Source organism: Blautia sp. JLR.GB0024, assembly GCF_037000545.1.
GTDB classification, from domain to species: Bacteria; Bacillota; Clostridia; order Lachnospirales; family Lachnospiraceae; genus Blautia; species Blautia celeris.
The window spans coordinates 60,109-77,375 of the sequence record NZ_JBANBF010000007.1 but is presented as its reverse complement, the minus strand read 5'-3'; the positions used below and the strand labels follow the sequence as shown (position 1 = coordinate 77,375).

The 17,267-nt window shown below is 48.1% G+C and carries 14 protein-coding genes; all 14 read right to left on the bottom strand.

From position 1 onward, the window contains the following. Positions 1 to 44 precede the first annotated feature (44 nt). Positions 45 to 710 (bottom strand): hypothetical protein, encoded by a 666-nt coding sequence (locus V8Q34_RS16470; protein WP_335835923.1) that lies wholly within the window; start codon positions 708 to 710, stop codon positions 45 to 47. 190 nt (positions 711 to 900) lie between these two features. After that, entirely contained in the window at positions 901 to 2,217 is a 1,317-nt protein-coding gene (locus tag V8Q34_RS16465; protein WP_033141769.1) for a hypothetical protein, read from the bottom strand. Between the two features lie 367 nt (positions 2,218 to 2,584). Beyond that, positions 2,585 to 3,808, bottom strand: coding sequence for a tyrosine--tRNA ligase (gene tyrS / locus V8Q34_RS16460; RefSeq protein ID WP_033141770.1), 1,224 nt, complete (start codon positions 3,806 to 3,808; stop codon positions 2,585 to 2,587). 454 nt (positions 3,809 to 4,262) lie between these two features. Further along, entirely contained in the window at positions 4,263 to 5,489 is a 1,227-nt protein-coding gene (locus V8Q34_RS16455) for an NAD(P)/FAD-dependent oxidoreductase (protein WP_335835922.1), read from the bottom strand. A gap of 1 nt (position 5,490) precedes the next feature. Further along, positions 5,491 to 5,937, bottom strand: a complete 447-nt coding sequence (locus tag V8Q34_RS16450) for a 4Fe-4S dicluster domain-containing protein (RefSeq protein WP_033141772.1) — start codon at positions 5,935 to 5,937, stop codon at positions 5,491 to 5,493. Between the two features lie 18 nt (positions 5,938 to 5,955). Next, the gene (gene cooS, locus V8Q34_RS16445; protein WP_033141773.1) at positions 5,956 to 7,839 is read right to left on the bottom strand and encodes an anaerobic carbon-monoxide dehydrogenase catalytic subunit; all 1,884 of its coding nucleotides are present in this window, start codon (positions 7,837 to 7,839) and stop codon (positions 5,956 to 5,958) included. Positions 7,840 to 8,245: 406 nt separating this feature from the next. Continuing rightward, positions 8,246 to 9,661: an alanine/glycine:cation symporter family protein gene (locus V8Q34_RS16440; protein WP_033141844.1), complete on the bottom strand. Its 1,416-nt coding sequence runs from the start codon at positions 9,659 to 9,661 to the stop codon at positions 8,246 to 8,248. An 89-nt stretch (positions 9,662 to 9,750) separates the two neighbouring features. Then, positions 9,751 to 11,304 carry an ATP-binding protein gene (locus V8Q34_RS16435; RefSeq protein WP_054351269.1) on the bottom strand — a complete coding sequence of 518 codons (1,554 nt, stop codon included), beginning with the start codon at positions 11,302 to 11,304 and terminating at the stop codon, positions 9,751 to 9,753. Beyond that, positions 11,301 to 12,590 (bottom strand): vWA domain-containing protein, encoded by a 1,290-nt coding sequence (locus tag V8Q34_RS16430; RefSeq protein ID WP_244806774.1) that lies wholly within the window; start codon positions 12,588 to 12,590, stop codon positions 11,301 to 11,303. The genes V8Q34_RS16435 and V8Q34_RS16430 overlap by 4 nt, the downstream gene beginning before the upstream one ends. After that, complete coding sequence (locus V8Q34_RS16425; RefSeq protein ID WP_033141776.1) at positions 12,587 to 12,940, bottom strand: hypothetical protein; 354 nt, start codon at positions 12,938 to 12,940, stop codon at positions 12,587 to 12,589. The genes V8Q34_RS16430 and V8Q34_RS16425 overlap by 4 nt, the downstream gene beginning before the upstream one ends. Then, positions 12,927 to 13,793, bottom strand: a complete 867-nt coding sequence (locus V8Q34_RS16420) for an NAD(P)-dependent oxidoreductase (RefSeq protein ID WP_103731093.1) — start codon at positions 13,791 to 13,793, stop codon at positions 12,927 to 12,929. Before V8Q34_RS16420 ends, V8Q34_RS16425 begins: the two co-directional genes overlap by 14 nt. Positions 13,794 to 13,850: 57 nt before the next feature. Next, positions 13,851 to 14,102, bottom strand: coding sequence for an acyl carrier protein (locus V8Q34_RS16415; protein ID WP_033141778.1), 252 nt, complete (start codon positions 14,100 to 14,102; stop codon positions 13,851 to 13,853). Then, positions 14,102 to 15,751: an AMP-binding protein gene (locus V8Q34_RS16410; RefSeq protein WP_033141779.1), complete on the bottom strand. Its 1,650-nt coding sequence runs from the start codon at positions 15,749 to 15,751 to the stop codon at positions 14,102 to 14,104. Before V8Q34_RS16410 ends, V8Q34_RS16415 begins: the two co-directional genes overlap by 1 nt. Next, entirely contained in the window at positions 15,748 to 17,262 is a 1,515-nt protein-coding gene (locus tag V8Q34_RS16405) for an HD domain-containing response regulator (RefSeq protein ID WP_227210645.1), read from the bottom strand. The genes V8Q34_RS16410 and V8Q34_RS16405 overlap by 4 nt, the downstream gene beginning before the upstream one ends. Positions 17,263 to 17,267: the final 5 nt, after the last annotated feature.

Genomic DNA, 17,267 nt, shown 5'->3' with positions numbered 1-17,267 from the left:
CATAGAATAATGAAACACTGCCCGTTTAGAAGTGCACGTGTAAATTATGCGAAATGTTTACTCCCGTCCGCTGCATGGCGGTCCAGGATTTCATGTACTCTTTCAACCTCTCCCAATATGGCATCATCCATATTTTTCAATTCTTTGTAAATGAAAGAAATCCGGCGGTCCGTACGGGCCTGCGCTGCTTTTATTCTGGTGACTTCCTCCTTTAAATGATTGACGTCCTTTTTCAGAAGAATCACGTCCTCTTTTAATCCGCTGACATCTACTTTCAGGATTCCGACATCCTCCTTTAAACCGTTGACATCTTCTTTTAACCCATTTACATCTTCTTTCAGGACACTAACATTTTCTTTTAATCCATTTACGTCTTCCTTCAGGACGCTGACATCTTCTTTTAACTCACTGACGTCTTCTTTTAAGACACTGACATCTTCTTTTAACTCACTGACGTCTTCTTTTAAGACACTGACATCTTCTTTTAACTCACTGACGTCTTCTTTTAAGACACTGACATCTTCTTTTAACTCACTGACGTCTTCTTTTAAGACACTGACATCTTTCTTCAGGGCATTTACATCTCCCTTTAGTTCATTGACATCCTCTTTCAAAATACTGACATTTTCATTTAATGTAACAATGTCCTCTTTCATAGATTCCGTATTATTTTTTACGACAGTCAATTCCTCATATATTAACTCTAACAATTGGTTTTCTCTCATATTGTTTTACTGACCTTTCTTGTATTCAAAGTATATCATACTTTGCTGATAAAATCCATTTATACCGTTAAAAAATAGTGCCTATTTTTGCATATAATATTTTGTTAATTCTGCTAAAAATATTGCTTTCGCAATTTACAGCATTGCCCTTTTGCAGACTATTATGCAAAAGTCATCAGCCCGCTTTTCCGGTATTATATTGGCGCTCTCTCAGCTTTATCAATTCCTGTTTTTCAGACTGGTGCTGCTTTACTGCGCGCTGCATCTGGTTCTCTTTGCGGCGTACGGTTCGTTCTGCCTGCTCCAATTTTTCTTCCAGTTCACGGTTTCTCTTCTTTACGCTTCTGCAGTATACTTCCAGCTCATTTATCTGTTTTTTTAAAGTATCTTTTTCTTCTGCCTCCCGGTCTACGCACCTCTGCCATCTGGCCGGATTATTTTCAAGGATCTTATCCAGGCATTTTTTTACATAACCGGACAGCAAAACAATGTAAAGGGAGTAAATGTACTTCTCCAAACCGGATTTTTCTTCAAATTCACCAATCTCCAGAAGAATCTCACGTGTCCTCTCATCCAGCACTTCCCCGCCAAGCACATTTCTGTCAATGCCTCCCAAATGGAAAAGATTCTGGAGGTAACAATCGAACTCTTCATATCCTTCCACCTGAAATCCCAGCGCTGCCTGAAACGGATTCCGTACAGTCTCCGCCAGCATTCTGCTGAAACTGCTGTCCGCATATCCCTGCCTTCCCCAGACCTCATATTCCAGAATCTCCTCTTTTTTGCTGTCCCAGATCGTATTTCTGTCAATCATACACTCCAGTATCAGGTAATAATTCACATTCTTCCTTATCTCCACATGACAGGCTTCTGCCAGCAGATAAATAACACATATCTGGCTCATTCCCATGGCCGGCTGTTCTGTATAAGGTTCTGCCCATTCCTGTATACACTGAAACTCCAGGGTCTCTTCTTTAAAAAGTTCCTTTCTGGCACTGTGCCAGCCTTTGCGGATAAGCCCCATAAACAGCCTGTAAGCATCCTCCGCTTTCTCTCTGCTTCCCTCCCGCATCACTTCCAGCATGCCAAAGAGCACCTGTGCATAATAATATTCCTCATAGCCCAGGCAGGACAAGAAATACTCTCCATGATACCCATTGTCCAAAAAAATCTTCTGATATTCAAGAATCTGCTCCGGTGTAAGTGTCTTCAGTTCCTCCTGGCAGACAGGATTCTGCGCTGCTGCAAAAACCAGAAAATAGGTCACATCAAGACAGATTTCCTCCCCATCCTCATTCATCAGCTTTTCAAGAACACGTGTCAGTTCCCGCTCACATTTAAGCACACTTTTACCTGTGTCCTCGCCTTCCGCTTCTGTCAGGTAACGGTTCTCCTCCTGTATGCGGTCCGGCAGATTTTCCTCCTGATACATTGCCTTTTTAATCTCATTGCGCACTTTCAGCCCTTCAAATATCATTCCTTTTTTGTTCATTCTCATAACCTCTCTGTTCCGGCAGGCGCTTCGCAATCAGAAAAACAATGTTGGTATTCCTTTGCTCTGAATCTTTATAATTGGAAATAATATGGGAATTCCATAGAATTTGGAAATGTGTGTCATATTGTCTTAATTTTAGAATTGTTTTCTGCGCGTTTTCGATTGTTCAGCGCTGACCTTTTCGTAAATCCAGATTACCATATTCTGAGTTAAAATGCAATGGCATTAACAAAGAAAAAATAATTTGATGATTTTGCACAAAACGTAACGGCTGACACAGTTCACAGCAGATATCCGTCCTATTATAAGATAATTCTTATGGACGAATACCTGCTGCGGCTCTGTTGACCGAATCCTTATGGCTTTATTTTATTGTCACTTTCCGGAAGTTTTTCTTTCCGCGTTTCAGAACGATTCCGTCCCCGTCCAGTTTTTCTCCCGGAACCAGATATTTTACATCTGTGATCTTCTCACCGTCAATGGCAACGCCGCCCTGTTCGATGGCTCTTCTTCCCTCGGAACGGCTGCCCACCAATCCGCTCTTGTGCAGAAGTGAAATAAGGTCAATATTTCCGTCCTGCAGATCTGACTGTTCAATGACGGCTGACGGCATATCTGCTGCATTTCCGCTGGTAAATAAAGCTCTTGCTGCCTCCTGGGATTTTCCGGCCTCTTCCTCGCCATGTACCAGGCTGGTCAGCTCATAAGCCAGAATCTCTTTTGCTGTATTGAGCTGGCTGCCCTCCCATTTATCCATCTCATCAATCTGCTCTAAAGGCAGGAATGTAAGCATGCGCAAACATTTCAGCACATCTGCGTCGCTGACATTTCTCCAATACTGATAAAAGTCAAAAGGTGATGTCTTATTGGGATCCAGCCAGACAGCTCCTGACTGGGTTTTGCCCATCTTCTTGCCCTCTGAGTTCAGAAGCAGGGTAATGGTCATGGCATAGGCGTCTTTTCCAAGCTTACGGCGGATCAGCTCTGTACCGCCCAGCATGTTGCTCCACTGGTCATCCCCGCCGAACTGCATATTACAGCCGTAGTTCTTGTACAGCATATAAAAGTCATAGCTCTGCATGATCATGTAGTTAAATTCAAAGAAACTCAGTCCCTTTTCCATGCGCTGTTTGTAGCACTCTGCGCGAAGCATATTGTTTACGGAAAAATGAGCGCCCACTTCTCTCAACATCTCCACATAATTGAGGTCCAGAAGCCAGTCTGCATTATTTACCATAAGGGCTTTTCCCTCTGAAAAATCAATAAAACGGCTCATCTGTTTTCTGAAACAGTCACAGTTATACTGGATCGTCTCCTCTGTCATCATCTGGCGCATGTCGCTTCTCCCAGAAGGGTCTCCGATCATGCCGGTACCGCCGCCGAGTAAGGCGATCGGCTTGTTGCCTGCCATCTGCAGACGCTTCATCAGGCACAGCGCCATAAAATGTCCCACATGCAGACTGTCGGCTGTAGGATCAAAACCGATGTAAAATGTTGCTTTTCCATTGTTCACCAGCTCACGGATCTCTTCTTCATCTGTCACCTGTGCGATCAGGCCTCTGGCAGTCAGTTCTTCATAGATTTTCATAGTGTTTTCTCCTTTACTTATCTGTAAATTCTAACCGGACGAAAGCGGTATCCGCACACCTGCGCGCAGTAAAAAGCTCCCGTCCTCTTTACAAAGGACGGGAGCTGTATCTGCTTCCGTGTTACCACCTTTTTTCACAGACGATTCACATCGTCTGCCTCAGTAAGTACGGCCTTTTGACAAGGCGATACTCATCTGCACGATAACGTGTGCCACTCCGTCACAGCCTACTTAAGCCTTACACTGCTGTCCGCAGCATAACCACTGTTCGGTGTGAAGCTCAGGGAGGTATTCATCGTCCGCTTCCTTCCGCGCCTCTCATCAGCCGGCAGCTTTCTGTGGAAGCCCACGGGGATTACTTGTTCCCATCACAGCATTTCTGTATATGTCACCAAGTATACCCGTTAAAACTTCAGTTTGTCAAGCCCTTTTTTATAAAAATCACAGGTCATCATCACGCTGTGCGCCAGGTATATTCCCCATTATCTCTGATTCCGTAAAAATCACCGAAATTCAGATCAAAGATATCCTTTTCAATCCCTGAAATGGAAATCTCATTTTTAATGAGATACTGCCAGATACCTGCATGGGAAATATCTCCCTGAAGAAGCACACCCACTACTTTTCCGCCACGGATTATCACGCGTTTATAATTGCTTGCATCTTCTCTGGCGATCACCACATCGGTAGTTTCCGGAACGATCAGACCTACACAGAGAGATACCAGCCCAAAGAAATTAATGGTATTCTTGATTGCAAACCGATCCTCATATTCCACATTTCCCCCCATCATATTGAGGGCAGCCGTCTCTCCCTGTTTCTGGGCATTGGGCCAGATACCGGAAAGCCCTGTCACATCCCCGGCAGCATAGACATCGGCAGCACTGGTCTGCAGATAATCATTGACCTTCATGCCTCTGTCAACCACGATTCCTTCACCATCAAGACCTGCAGTGGCACTTCTCACACCTGCCGCCACGATCACCATATCACACGGCAGTGACTCTCCATTGTCAAGAATCACCTCCGTGATCCTGCCGTTTTCATCCATTTTTGTCTCAGCAGCTTTTCTTCCCAGGTAAAAGGAAGCACCTGCCGCCTCAAAACGTTTCTGATATTCGAGAGCACCCGTTTTATCAAGCTGAATAGGCAGGATCTGATCTGCCATCTCCACAATGGATACCTTCTTTCCTGTTTCCATCAGACCGTAAGCCGCATCCAGCCCCACCAGGCCGGAACCGATGATGACGATCTGCTCTGCGCTTTCTGCCATTTTATCAATTGCTTCCGCATCGTGCAGATGACGCAGCCCGAATACATTGGCAGCTTCCCGCAGATTTCCCACAGGAGGGATAAAGCTCTCAGCGCCTGTGGCGATCAGTAGCTTATCATAGGGAACTTCCCCGCCGTCTTCCAATATAACTTTCTTTTTTGCAGTATCGAGACCTGTAACGGTTTTTCCTTTTATCCAGTGAATCCTGTTGGTCTCAAAAAAACCTTCCGGTACAAAGCTCAGCTTTTCGGCTGTCCGCTCATGGCTCAAATATTTGTGCAGCATACAGCGGGAATGTACCTGTCGGTCCGTGGAGATCATGGTGATCTCCGCCTCTTTCTCTGCTTTCCGGATGGTCTTTGCCGCAGTAATGCCTGCAGCACCCACGCCTAAAATCACATATCCCATGCTACACCTCCTCTACCCAGATAGCCTCTTTTGGACAGGCTTTTACACAACTGGGTTCCTCGCCTTTGTCAATGCAGAAATCACATTTGATCACTTTTAAATGCGTCTTTTCATCCGGTTTTAAAACTCCGTACGGACAGTTCATGACACACATGAAACAGGAACCGCATTTTTCCTCATTGTACAGCACATGCCCGGTCTTCTCATCCTTTGTAAGTGCCCCGCTCATACAGGACATCACACACTCCGGCTGATCACAGTGGCGGCAGAAAATAGGAGTATAGCCGCCCTGCGGATTTTTATATATAAAGTTTCTGGTCTCGTTGGAAATGTCTGTCACGTCCAGGTCGTAAATTGTCCCCGGTGTTTCCCGGTGCGCCTGCATGCAGGCCAGGGAGCAGCTTTTACAGCCGTCACATTTGCTGGCATCCACCATAATTCTCTTCATAACCGCATCCCCCCTGTATCAGATATTTAAGCCTGCACGTTTTTCCTCGATAATTTTATCCAGAATCTCAGCGCTCTCTTTTGCATCACCATTGATAATAACCTGCCCGCCTGTGAGGGATTTCATATCCTCTGTCAGCACTTTTGTCACCACTTTGCTTCCTGTCACAAAAGGCGGCAGTCCCAGATGCAGCGGCAGTCCCAGAGCCAGGCCAAAGCATCCATCCGCCAGAGCCTGCTCCTCAAGCCACTGTGCAGCAGACAGTACCAGAGGAAGCTTCGGAATATCAACACCGATTGCCTCTGCCAGCTCTGTAGCAACAATCTCCAGACGTCCGATCGCAAGACATGGTCCAAAGTTCAATACCGGAGGAATATTCAGTTTCTCACATACAGCGCGCAGCTTCGGACCTGCATATTTCGCAGCCTCCGGAGTCATCAGTCCGCAGTTCTCAATACCTCCTGAAGAACAGCCTGCTGTCAGTACCAGAATATCCTTTGCAATCAGCTCTTTTGTCATTTCCACTGTCAGTACATCATGGCCGCCCGCTGTAAGATTGGAACATCCAACCACACCGGCAATACCCTTGATATCGCCCGAAACGATCAGATCGATCAGCGGCTTCCAGTTACCACCCAGGAATTCCTTTAAGGACACTTCGCTGACACCTGTAAGGGTGTTGTCATTTCCATGTTCGGGCAGAAGATTCATGGGCACACTGCCTCTTCTTGCTTTGTAAGCCGCAACGATCTCATCTATGATCTCTTCACTCTGTTTTTCTCTCTCTTCAAATACATAAGGTTTCAGCTCTGCATTTGCCTTCTTCGCCACATCATCCAGACAGATCTGTTTGATCTTCAGCTCCTCACAGATAGGCTCAATGCCGGGAAGTGTACAGTTAAACTCAGAGAGCACCGCATCAATACCGCCTGTAGCCAGCACAGCCTCACTGCTGTAATTGTTTCCCGCATGACCGTCAAACACCTCTGTGTAATGCGCCCCGCGAAGCTGCAGATCCTGTCCCACACAGGTACATCCAACCAGCTTAAATCCTTTTGCTCCGGCAGCCTTTGCCTTCTCCACAGCCTCTTTTGAAGTCAGCCTCTCCTGCAGATCTACAAAGATCGTGTGCTGATGTCCTGTGATCATAATATTTATATAATCCGGATCGATCACCCTGAGTCCCACAGGCGCCAGTCTGAGCTCCGGCTCACCCAGCAGCACATCATTCAGAAGATTCGTCAGTGTCAGTCCGTAAATACCTGTGGAAATACCCAGCTTCAGACAATCTGTCAGCATATCCACCGGATCTGAATTCAGGTTAGTAGAGCATTTTACAACTCCATGGAACACCTCGCCTTTCGCGCCGCCCGGCAGGATTCCAAGCTCCTGCCATCTCTGGAACCTGGGAGCGTAAGCCATCTTCTCAACCAGCTCCATCTTCTCATATTCCGGTTTATACAGATCATCCAGCACCTTCTGGGCAACGATCTGCGCAGTCTCCCATTTATCTTTGCCTTCCACACCGAAAATCTCAGCCAGCCTCTTCAGGGATTTTTCTCCTTTGATCTCCCCTTTTGCCATAGCTGTCTTCTTCACATTCAGCGCCGTATTTTCCACAATATGTATATAACACCCTGACCCGCTTGCCACAGCCCTCAGGAAGTTACGAGCCACGATCACATCTGCCGTAGCACCACAGATTCCTCTCGGCGCCTTAGGTGTGATCCGGCAGGGCCCATTTGCACAAAGCCTGCAGCAGACACCCTGCAGACCAAACCCGCACTTCGTACTCTGCCCTTCCACCCTGTGATGTGAAGTCTCCATCGGCAGCTCCCGGATATACCCTTCCAGCTTCTTATCCGCACTAGCACATGTGTTACAACCAAAACACTGATTCATCTTAAATATCCTCCTAAAAATAAATAATTAAATAACTATCCTTTTACCTAAATATTTCCTTGACTGTTAATATTATAACAATCTAGATAAAATTAGTCAAGTATAACCGTAAAAAATTTTTCTTCTCACTTTTTATCCGTACTACTAAACCTGCCGCCCAATTTTTTCAACATGTCCCATCCCAGAAAAACAGCCGGACCTGGCCGCAGGTTTCCCTGTACGGACGTTTAAGAGCGTTTAGAGAATCTTTCAAGATCCACACGTTAGCAAGCACTTAGTGAAGAGCCCTAAGGCTATGAACTTAGTGCGGCTTACGTGTTAGCTTGAAAGTTCTCTGCTCTCGTCCGTACAGGGAAACCTGCGGCCAGGTCCGGCGTCCGGCATCAGCCACATCCGCCACCCTATTTTAAAGTCCCTCCTCCCCCCAACACTCCGTATTCCCAATCCCCAATTCCTCAGCCCTGAAAACCGGCTCAACCCCTCTCTTCTTCTGCTCCTCATAATCCCGAAGCACCTTAACAGCCGTCCCCCCAAGCAGCAGTATCACCACAATATTCAGCACAGCCATTCCCCCCATAGTAATATCCGCCACATTCCAGATCACTGAAAAATCCGCCTGCGCCCCCAAAAACACTGCCAGCAGACAACTCACCCGGAACACAAACAAAAGCCTCTTATCATCCTTGATAAACTTAATATTCGACTCCGCATAATAATAATTCCCCACCAGACTGGAAAACGCAAACGTAAAAATGGAAAACGTGATAAAATGAATCCCCCACGTCCCCACATTTGCAGAAATAGCCTGCTGCACATAGGGAATCCCATCCAAAACCCCTGACTTTCCTTCCACACCGGAAAGCAGCAGCATCATGGCAGTGGCGGAACAGATAAGCAGCGTATCAATAAACACGGAGAGCACCTGCACCAGCCCCTGTTTTGCCGGATGACTCACCGCTGCGCTGGCAGAAGCATTTGGTGCGCTTCCCATACCGGCCTCATTAGAAAAAAGTCCCCTCTTGATCCCGATCACCACAGCGCTACCCGCAAACCCTCCGAAAATCGCCCTTCCGTCAAAGGCTTCCCTGAAGATCAGCGCAAAGACTTCAGGAATCCTTCCCGCATTCATCACCATGGTGGCAAGCCCCATGAGCAGGTAGCCGCCCGCCATCACCGGCACGATCACAGAAGTGATAAATCCGATCCTGTGGACCCCGCCGAAAATAACAAAAGCCGTAGCTGCCGCCAGCACGGCGCCTATAACAGCCGGATAAACACTGTCCGCATACCCCGGAATATAATATTCCAGGGAAGAGGACATATTAAAAGACTGCAGCCCGTTAAACCCGTAGGCAAAACAGATGATCAGCAGTACCGAAAATATAATTCCGAGATATCTCTTCCCAAGCGCCTTCTCCATATAATAAGAAGGTCCGCCTCTGAAGTCTTTTCCATCTTTCACCTTGTACACCTGTGCCAGGGTACTCTCAATAAAGGCGGATGCACTGCCGATCACAGCCATCACCCACATCCAGAACACAGCGCCGGGGCCTCCGGCAGCAATGGCTGTGGCAATTCCGGCAATGTTGCCGGTTCCCACTCTGGAGGCAGTGGATATCATCAATGCCTGAAAAGAGGATACCTGTTTTTTGCCGTCTTTCACCTCCGCTTTTTCAAGCAGCACGCGAAAAGCTTCGCCAAGCAGGCGTCCCTGTACAAAGCGGGTCCGCACGGTAAAATACACGCCGGCACCCACAAGCAGTATCAATAACGGGTAGGTGTACATAAAATCATTCACACGAGTCAAAATATTATTCAGCATATTGTTTTGTCCTTTCCAGTTCTTTGCCCGTCCGTCTTTACGGTAATGCATTGTTACTTAGTATCTTCTTTTTTTGGATATTTATGAAATCACAAAATGTTTTCTCCTGTCTGAAGACAATCCGACAACTCCCGGATTTCCTCCTTCAGTTCACGCTCTCTCTTCTCTGTCTGCAGGATCTTTCCTGCTTCCCGGTACGCCTTACAGCCATTTTCCAAGATGAACTTCATCACTGTCTCATCCCTGGAAATCTCCTCTGTGAACACAGCCATCTCCTGTCCGCCTGAAAAAGCCTCACCGGCAAAGGCAAAAGCCCGCTCCAAAAGCCGCTGCACATCTGCTCTTGCATCATCCAGTTTTTTCTTTTCCTGTTCAAACATCTCTTTTAATACAGAGGAAGCCGTGCATTCCTGCCGGCTGCTCACCTTTTTCCACTCATACAGATAACGCCTTACCCAGTCTGTCACATACCGGGCAAGATACGCTTCATCCTCCCGGTACAGTCCCGCTTCCTTTTTTATCTCCAGTGCGCGCTGCCGCTTTTCCATTTCATGATCCAGCATCCGGGCCGCCTCTTCCGGCTCCTGAACATCCAGACCGTTCTTCAGTCTGCGGGCTTCCTCATAAAGGGCCTTTGTCTCCCGTTCACCGGCAGCATACCGGGCAAGCGCTGTATGCACGGCTCCCAAAAGAAGACTGATCACCGCCATACGTTCATCATAACCGGATCTTTTCAGCCGTTCCTCTTTCTCCTTTACCGCAGCATCATCCATAGTCCCGTCCAAAAGCGAAGAAAACGCATAATCTTCCTGATATTTTCTGCAGAGTCCGTAAAATCCCGTAAAATCCTTTGCTACTTCCGGCTGCTGGATATATTGGAACACGAACTCGTCTGTGACAGGAATCCCAAGCTCCTCATACACATACATCATCCGCGATAGATCCTCCCAGCCCCTGGCCGTGACAAAATAATGCCCCTCCGCATTTGCCTCGGTGCGGTAGAAATTCTCCCTCCGCACATCCAGGTATGCGGGAATGGATGCATGTATCCCATGCTCTCTGGCATAACATTTCCATACGCCGTAATCCTCTGTCACCTCGATCCGCTTGATCCTGTCCAGGGTGACCATGTCAAATTCCCTTACGGATTTGTTGTACTCGGGAGGATTTCCCGCTGCCACTATGACCCAGCCCTCCGGTATCTTATGGCTCCCAAAAGTCTTGCACTGAAGAAACTGGAGCATGGTGGGTGCAAGCGTTTCTGAGACACAGTTGATCTCGTCAATAAACAAGATGCCCTCTCTGCACCCCGTCCGCTCCATGCACCGGTAAACAGACGCCACAATTTCACTCATGGTATATTCTGTCACCGTATATTCTTTTCCGTCAAACTGCCTTTTTTCAATGACCGGCAGTCCGATGGCACTCTGCCTTGTATGGTGGGTAATGGTGTAGGCCACAAGACCGATCTGCAGGCTTTCTGCAGCCTGTTCCATTATAGCTGTCTTGCCGATTCCCGGAGGACCGATCAAAAGCACCGGACGCTGATGCACAGCCGGTATGGCGTAAGTTCCGTCAGCCTTCTTTTTTGTGTAGGCCCGCACGGTATTTTCTATTTCCTGTTTTGCCTGCCCGATATTCATACTCCTGATCCTGCCTTTCTCTCATCCAGATACAGACGGATAGCCCACGAAGGGATTTTCACATTTCCCGGAGGCTCCTTTATTAAAATAAATGCTGTCTCATAGTCCGGCTTCCCGGCGGGATAGATGCCGTCCCCGTCCGTAAAATACAGAAGCCCTTTTAAATTTCTGATCTTTTTCTCTCTGATCAGCCTGTCCACATAAGTAAATACCGGGCGGAAATCCGTGCCGCCCCTTCCCTGGATCCGAATCTGCTTCATATAAGCCCGCCAGTCCTCCTCGCAGCACAGGGTCACATCCTCCTGGATGTAGCAGTCACACTGTATGACGTGGACATTCATTTTCCTGAAAAAATTTTCTCTCTCACTGAGCATGGAATACGTCTCTTCCAAAAAACGCTGTACCATTTCCCGGGAACAGGAGCTGGACGTATCAATGGCTATGACGATTTCCTCAAGCTTGCATGCCTCTGTATATTCCAGAGGCTCCACCAGTGGCATGTTACCATACATAGACAGTCCAAGGCAATAGGAAATATAATCAAAACTTTCCATATCGAGCTGGACTTCCTCTCTCTGCACAGCAAAACGCCGCAAAAATTTCCGGTAATCATACCTTCTTTTTTGCTGCAGCTCATACCATTCCTGCCTATTCCCTTTTTCACTTCCTGCCCTCTTACCGGCATTTCCCGCATCCCTGCTGGTATATGCCGCTGCCTTTTCCCATACATCCCGGATACCGGCAAGCTCTCCCTTGGAAAGCATTCTCCAGAGACTGTGCCCGTCCGTAAAAAACAGACTTCTCCAGGCATCTGTACAGCTCTTTCCAAACTCCCCCTCCCGCAGCATGTCATAAATCTGTGCTGCGGTCCTGGATTTTTTCCCCTTCCAGAACAGGCGGTAAACTTCCGTTTTTTCTTTTCCGGCTTCCCCTGTAAGGAAGGGCATGCCAAGGCAATCCACCGTATATTCTGCCACTATGTCACAGGCCAAATTCCACAGCTCCTCATCTCGTTCCTCACGGTCTGCGGGGTGCAGATAGAGGCAATGGAACAGGCTGTGCAGATACACTCTGTTTATGTATTTCCTGCCCTTTTCCGCAAAATCAGTCAGAACAGCTTTGGGAGAATAATGGAGCACCCTGCCGTCTGTACAGGTGCAGGCACATGTTTCATCTGCTGCCATTTTCAGATAACTGCATGCCAGCACAAAAAAAGGACAGGCGCAGGAAATTTCCTGCTTGGCCAATGCCCAGATTTCCTGTGCAATTTCCTCTGCCTGTCTCATAATTCCATATCCTTTCCGCCAAATCCGAACTGCTCCTCCTTTTTTGACAGAAGCCATAAAACACTTTCCGTACTTCCATACTTCTGCGCCAGTGCCAGAAGTTCATCCATCTGCACCAGTGTCACTGTATCCAAACCAAAAAGAACTTTTACTTTCTCTGTCTCCCTGGCTTTCATCAGTTTTTCCATGGCAGGACGGAAACGCTTCTTCAGATATTCCCTGTACCGCTCATATAAAAGGCCGTCCTCAGGGCATAATTCAAAAAAACGCTCCAGAGCAATTGCAAGGCGGATGTTCTCCTGCCTGCTTGACAGGAACTTCTCATCCTGTTCCCTGCTACTGTTCTTCATAATATTTTATCAGAGCCTGGGTGCCCAGGTCACCCAATCCTTTTTCATCCAGCTTCTTGTACATATCCAGTACTTCCATGAGAATAGGGAGTGTTAGCTTTCTGGCATCGGACTCCTCCAGGGCGATCTTCATATCCTTGATGTAATGTTTGATGAAAAATCCCGGATCATAGTCCTCTTTGATCATGCGGGGTGCCATATTATTCATCTGCCAGCTTCCCGCTGCGCCCTGACTGATACTGTCCAGCATAGTCTGTACATCAAGGCCTGCGGCGCGGGCATAGGTGATGGCCTCACACACACCTGCGATCACACCGCCAAGCGCAATCTGGTTGGCAGCTTTTGTGTGCTGTCCGTTGCCGGCTTTTCCCTCGTAGATAATAGTCTTGCCCATGGATTTGAACAGCTCCAGGCAGGCTTCAAACGCTTCTTCATCCCCGCCGGCCATAATGGATAAGGTGCCATGCCTTGCACCCACATCCCCGCCGGATACCGGAGCATCCACAGCGTAAATCCCTGCATCCCTTGCTCTCTCATAAATCTCCACGGAAAGCTTCGGGCTGGTGGTGGTCATATCAATGACATAGGTTCCTGGTCTGGCATTTGCTATGATTCCGGCCTCGCCAAAATAGACCTCCCATACGTCTTCGGGATAGCCAACCATGGTGATGACAGCCTCCCTGTCTCTGACGCACTGTGCTACGGTATCACACCATACGGCTCCCTCCTCGATGATATCCAGCACCTTCTCTTTGGTTCTCGTATAGATAGACAGTTCGTATCCTGCTTTCATCAGGTTGCGGACCATGGATTTACCCATGACTCCCACACCGATAAAACCTATTTTTTTCATTCTTTTACACCTCTTCTCGGTTTTCACTTATAACAGTTTACCATAATTCCGGGAAATTTACACCTGTTTTTTATGCATTGCTTTTTTCTGCATATATTCTATTACATCCCGCACCTGGGACAACTGCCATACATCCCGCACAGGGATTTCCACCTGAAACCTGTCCTCAAAGGCACAGACAAGGTTTGCCACATCCAGAGAATTCAGCGCCAAATCCCTGATAAAATCCGTATCGGGGGTCAGTTCGCTGATTCCGGTCACCTGATAAACAAGTTCTTCAATAACAGACAGGTAAGCTTCACTGCGCATCAAAAACGCCCCCTTTTTATTTTATAGATGGATGTCTTCTTAAACTCCGCTTCTGTCATGCGGATAAGCTGGATTCTTTTATGAAAAGGCAGTTTTTTATTCAGCTCATAAATCTCCTCCTGAATCCGCTCCAGCACTTCATAGCTTGTCATGCCCCGGGTCTTCTGCGGATCCGCGTAAATGACCGCGGAGAGCTTCACATCATCGGCTGTCTGCCCGTTACTGGCTCCATATACCATCACTTCCCTGACAAGAGGGATCTGCAGTATGAGCTCCTCCAACTCCTCGGGCACCACTTTTTTACCGTTGCTGAACACCACCAGATTCTTTTTTCTCCCCGTAATGTAGAGAAACCCTTTCCTGTCCATATATCCCAGATCTCCGGTACAGAACCAGCCATCCGAAAATGCTTTTTTTGTCTCCCCGTCCGCTTTATAATAACCTTTAAAGACTGACGGACCCTTAACCAGAATCTCCCCGTCCCGAATCTTCACTCTGGTCTCTGGAAGCAGCACGCCCACGGAATTTTCCCTGTGTCTGCGGTTTCTGTTTACGGAAATAAGAGGACCGCACTCCGTAACCCCGTATCCCTGCAGCACGCAGATTCCGTAGCAGCCAAACTCCTGGGCCAGCCGCTCGTTCTGCTGAGCACCTCCGCAGATGATAAGGGAGACAGAGTCCCCGAGAACGCGTGTTAACGCATCGTGCACAAAAGGACTGCAGGACAGATGATATTTTTTCCGGCTTTGGTACCTTTTCAATGCCTTTTTTGCCTCCTCCCGCGTGCCGTCCCGCTTCTGTTCCAGACGGATGCTGCGGATCAGGGATTCCATCATCATGGGAACCAGAAGTATCATCTCCGGGCAAAACAGGCGCAGGTCCCGCATCCAGTTCTTCACACTTCCGTTCAATCCCAGATGCTGCCCCTGTGTCAGGACATTTAACGCACCGCACACAAGGGAATACGCATGATATAAAGGCAGGCAGGTATATGCCTTATCCCCTGCCTCCACCAGTGCCTGGGCATGGCAGGCATTGAACATAATATTGCCGTGGCTGAGCATGACCGGTTTCGGACTGCTTAAAGTACCGGAGGTGTAGATGATGACAGCCGTCTCATCTGCCTGTACTTTATCCATTGCAAGGTTCAGCTCTTCCTCCCTGCTCTTAAGCGCCTCGTATCCCCTTAAAAGAAGAGAGGGAAAGCTGTTGTCACTGTGAGCATCCCACAGACAGAGCACAGGGCAGCCGGGAAAATCCTGAAACAGAAATTCATATTCCCGGGAAACGGCAGCCATGCAGGAGTCACCGTAACGGATGCACTGCAGGATTTTCTCATCCTGCTGCTCCACATCCACAGGAAGCGCCACAGCGCCCACAGAACAGCAGGCCAAAAACATCACAAGCCACTCATAGCCGTTCTCCCCTGCGATCGCCAGATGTTTCCCTGCGATACCCATATCCAGGAGCACCAGCGCAAGCGCCTTTGCATCCCTTGCAAGCATCCGGTAGGTATAGCAGTGTTCCTTTCCCTCCCAGTCATAGACAGTGACCGCCGGTCTGTCCCCAAAGCGTGACTCTGCCTTCTGCAGAAATTCCCCGACTGTCTCATATGTATTTACATTGTTTAAAGGATAATCCAGTCTCATGTCCCCTCCAGTTCTCCCAGCTCACCATTTGCTATCAGCTCCAGAAAAACCTCCACCAGCCCTGCGTCAAATTGTGTGCCCTTCCCCGCTTCCAGCTCCTCTTTTGCTTTTGCCAGGGAAAGTCGTTTTCTGTAATGACGGTCCGACATCATGGCATCAAAAGCATCGGCAATGGAGATCATCCGCGCTTCCGGGGGAATCTGTTCCCCTCTCAGGCCGTCCGGATATCCGCGGCCGTCTATCCGTTCGTGGTGCGCCCGCACGATCTCTCCCAGATTGTGAAACATGTCTATGCAGGAGAGAATCTTCCCTCCGATTTCCGGATGTCTTCGTATCACGGCAAACTCTTCCTCTGTCAGTTTATCCTCTTTGCACAAAATTGCGTCAGAGACTCCTACTTTTCCTATATCGTGGAGCAGTCCGGCGCACCTGACACATTCTGTCTGGGATTCTTCCATCCCTGTCTTCTTGGCTATTTTCTCTGCGTACATGGAGACCCTGTCAGAATGCCCCCGGGTGTAATCATCCTTGGCATCCACCAGAAGCCGAAGGGCCTCCACGGTCTGCATATAGCTCTCTTTCAGCCGGGAATACGTCAGACTGAGTTTTCTGTTGTTAATATTCAGAAGCATGTGAAGGATCGTGTTGTGAAGCGCTGTGGTGACCTGTTCCCCGTAGACAGCCAGAAGACGCTGCTGCACATCAGAATAGGCGGAATCCCGTCCGATTCCCAAAACTCCCAGAAAGATATCATGGTTTGCCTTGAGCGGAACCAGGAAAAGTCCGTCAAACTCCTGAATATCCCCGCTGCTGCCCGCCTTCTGCACAGCATTTTCAAGCTGCGGATAATCCTCTTTTAAAAACTGTTCCAGTTTTTTTTCATATTTTCCGCTTCCCTGGAAAATATCATCCGGCAGATTTTCCACAGGCATGGATGATATGATTCTTTTGGGCTTGATCCAGGCAAATCCGTGCCTGTTATCCCCCAAAAGCAGCATCTGTCCCAGAATCCTTCCAAGTACCACATCCAGGGAGAGAAGCTGATGTATACTGGGTATGGAGCCTAAGATGGATCCCAGCCCGTCCTGGTAACGGTAGACCGTGCGCATCTGCCGGATGGACTTGACACAGCTTTCCACTAAGAGTTCAAGCTGGTCAAAACGGTCGCTTTTCTCAAAATACCCCTGAATATCCAGCTCCCGGATCGTGTTCAGAGGCGGTGCCACCTCCCTGTGCCCGGTAAGCATGATCACAAAAATTCTGGTATCAAACTGCCGCAGACGTGCCACCACCTGATCCCCGCAGATGGGGTACATGATAAAATCCAGCAAAAGAATATCATAGGATTTGTTCTTCATCTTCTCCAGAGCGCCCAGCGGATCGTTTTCCGTCTCTACAGTATAGCCGGAGGATTCAAAATAGGAATACAGTGCGTCCGTAATATTCTTGTCGTCATCCAGAACCAGCATGGTGAAGCCATTTTTCTGCTGTCCTGCCTTATTTTTTCGCATACCTT

Coding starts and splice junctions, on each gene's coding strand:
- tyrS (WP_033141770.1), bottom strand. CDS start 3,808: ATGAAAATCTATGAAGAACTGACTGCCAGAGGCCTGATCGCACAGGTG.
- cooS (WP_033141773.1), bottom strand. CDS start 7,839: ATGAATCAGTGTTTTGGTTGTAACACATGTGCTAGTGCGGATAAGAAG.
- V8Q34_RS16455 (WP_335835922.1), bottom strand. CDS start 5,489: ATGGGATATGTGATTTTAGGCGTGGGTGCTGCAGGCATTACTGCGGCA.
- V8Q34_RS16440 (WP_033141844.1), bottom strand. CDS start 9,661: ATGCTGAATAATATTTTGACTCGTGTGAATGATTTTATGTACACCTAC.
- V8Q34_RS16425 (WP_033141776.1), bottom strand. CDS start 12,940: ATGAAGAACAGTAGCAGGGAACAGGATGAGAAGTTCCTGTCAAGCAGG.
- V8Q34_RS16435 (WP_054351269.1), bottom strand. CDS start 11,304: ATGAATATCGGGCAGGCAAAACAGGAAATAGAAAATACCGTGCGGGCC.
- V8Q34_RS16405 (WP_227210645.1), bottom strand. CDS start 17,262: ATGCGAAAAAATAAGGCAGGACAGCAGAAAAATGGCTTCACCATGCTG.
- V8Q34_RS16430 (WP_244806774.1), bottom strand. CDS start 12,590: ATGAGACAGGCAGAGGAAATTGCACAGGAAATCTGGGCATTGGCCAAG.
- V8Q34_RS16420 (WP_103731093.1), bottom strand. CDS start 13,793: ATGAAAAAAATAGGTTTTATCGGTGTGGGAGTCATGGGTAAATCCATG.
- V8Q34_RS16450 (WP_033141772.1), bottom strand. CDS start 5,937: ATGAAGAGAATTATGGTGGATGCCAGCAAATGTGACGGCTGTAAAAGC.
- V8Q34_RS16410 (WP_033141779.1), bottom strand. CDS start 15,751: ATGAGACTGGATTATCCTTTAAACAATGTAAATACATATGAGACAGTC.
- V8Q34_RS16465 (WP_033141769.1), bottom strand. CDS start 2,217: ATGAACAAAAAAGGAATGATATTTGAAGGGCTGAAAGTGCGCAATGAG.
- V8Q34_RS16415 (WP_033141778.1), bottom strand. CDS start 14,102: ATGCGCAGTGAAGCTTACCTGTCTGTTATTGAAGAACTTGTTTATCAG.